The following is a 2,213-nucleotide window of genomic DNA, read 5'->3' on the forward strand; positions in this document are numbered from 1 at the left end:
CACGACAGCAACCGTAATCGAATTTCCGGCTTGTTTGTAAAGCTGAGCGTCGGACTTTCCGCAACTTTGTCGGCGATTTTTTTCAGATCGTTATGCAGCCGTGTTTCAGCGGCGGTTATTTCATTACTCTCCAGCAACGCTCTTGCGTTGGGAACGAACTGTGACTTTCTGGCGTAATTGCTGCCTTCTGACTCCACCAGTATTCCATCGCCACTGTCATAGTCCACAAACAACAGGCAATGTGCCATATCGCCCTCCGTGTACATAAGGTCACGATATGCAACAATGTACGGATCATCATGCATTGGATGATTTTTCAACTCCTCAAAGCTTCTGCCGTAGAGCGTGACAACCCTTTCCACGCAGATCTCATAGGGCTTGTAATCGAATGCCTTGTGATTCAACGTGCTGTTAAAATGTAACTTCTTCATTTCTTTCCTCCGCAATGTATTTTGAAGCAGTCCTTTTTATTTCTGCCAGAAACAAAAAAGACCGCTTTGTGCAGTATCACGTATTTTGTGATACCAGACAAAACGGTCTTCAAAAATTTGTATACTATTTTCTATTTGAAAAATGGAGATTGATGTTTTATCTTCTCCAATCTGCCCTGATTTTTTTCCTTGCATCGGTTCGAATCCTGTTACATTCGAAAAACCGCCCAAAAATATCTACGGTTTTGAAGCTGTTTTTTTCGTTGTTTGGACATGAAAAAAGCCCGATATTTCGGGCTTTCTTGACCATATATCTTTTTTATGGTCACAATATGCCAAAGAACGCTTATTTTGATACAATGCACTCTTTTTGCAGAAAAAGGGTGCAAAATCATATTTTGAAAAGCTATCACTTTGAGGTGCTCAAAATTTTTTTCAGTGAATTGGTTGCACTTGACTTGATAATCTATCTATTGACAATTTCAGATTGTGTGCAACGCCGCTAGGCAAGCCTATGCGGTATTGCCTTTTAATTCAGAGAAAGGATGCTTGATTTTTTATCATGATTCATATAATACAGCAATCCATTTTGCACACACATGCCTTCAATATCATCATCATAAATCTTTTCATTCACGCTTCCATCCATGGAAATCCGGTATAGCGCATCACCATATCCAACACCTTCATCTGTATATTCATCAAAATTTGTATAATACACATAAGAGCCATCGGTATTGATCCATCTTGTATAATTTGCATTTAGCTGATATGTCTCGTTTGTATTTATATCCATAGCATATAAATATCTCGTGTCACTACCATAACAATAATAAATTATATTGCAGTATGCAAGAATATCATATACTTCAGATGCAATCAAAACATTGAATGCAGAACCATCTAAGTTACAGCGACAAAGCTGACGTGTATCACCAATCAGTCCAAAACACAGTTGATCATCCATTACATTTAAGAACCAAACGTTTCCTGAAACCAATTTTTGAAGGTTATTTCCACTGCTATCCATTCGATACAAAGCATCACTGGTACCAAAATATACCCACGAGCCACTAACATTGACCTCATGTACAGCTCTATCGTAAAGCACCTGATAATCCGAGCCATCTGTCCGTACACGGGATAAGCATTCATCCGTTTCATTGAAAAAATAGATCCACGGTCCTTGGACATTGATGTACCAGATTTTCTTTTGTAAAATACAAACTGAAGAATTTTCTCCAACTACATTCGAATATAAATACCCATCATCTCCCCGATAGTATTTATAAGTACCATCTGTAGCAACAAAACCGCCATTGAATAAATTTGCACTGCTTGTGCCATTGGAAAGATTAGAATAATCTTCTTCGTAAGAAGTATCTCTCGATGATTCTTCAGTCACTTTTTCCGGGGTATCCAAATTATTAACTGCTTTCATAGTCTGCGTTTCTTTGGATTTTACCGTAGTGGCATTTGTAGTGGCGGCTGCTGACTTAGTTGAAGCGGTAGTCGACTTCACAGTTGTATCATCCGTTTCTGAAGTAACTACAAGATCACTCTTTTCCGAATCGTCATTGTCAATTTCAACGTTTGCTTGCCTTTCCTGAACAGATTTATTTTTTCCATGGCGACTGATTCCCAAAATAACAGACAACAATATTATACATAAAACAACGATGAGAACAACAATGAGAGCGATAGGTTTCTTTTTTACCGCTACAGGAGAATCATACGAAACGCCGCCATTATTGCCATACCCATAATTATTATAGTTCGGAT

Annotated in this window: 3 protein-coding genes; all 3 read right to left on the bottom strand. The window is 38.3% G+C overall.

Going from position 1 to position 2,213, the window contains the following annotated elements; all coding sequences use genetic code 11:
- Positions 1-431, bottom strand: a 431-nt coding sequence (locus tag QZ375_RS14175; RefSeq protein WP_295220043.1) for a DUF6329 domain-containing protein, incomplete at its 3' end; no start/stop codon positions are given.
- 36 nt (positions 432-467) lie between these two features.
- Positions 468-626 (bottom strand): hypothetical protein, encoded by a 159-nt coding sequence (locus QZ375_RS14180; protein WP_295220045.1) that lies wholly within the window; start codon positions 624-626, stop codon positions 468-470.
- Between the two features lie 334 nt (positions 627-960).
- The coding region (locus tag QZ375_RS14185; protein WP_295220048.1) for a DUF5050 domain-containing protein at positions 961-2,213 on the bottom strand (1,253 nt) is incomplete at its 5' end.

The sequence above is a fragment of the Ruminococcus sp. genome (genome assembly GCF_019417665.1).
Classification (GTDB): Bacteria; Bacillota; Clostridia; order Oscillospirales; family Ruminococcaceae; genus Ruminococcus_C.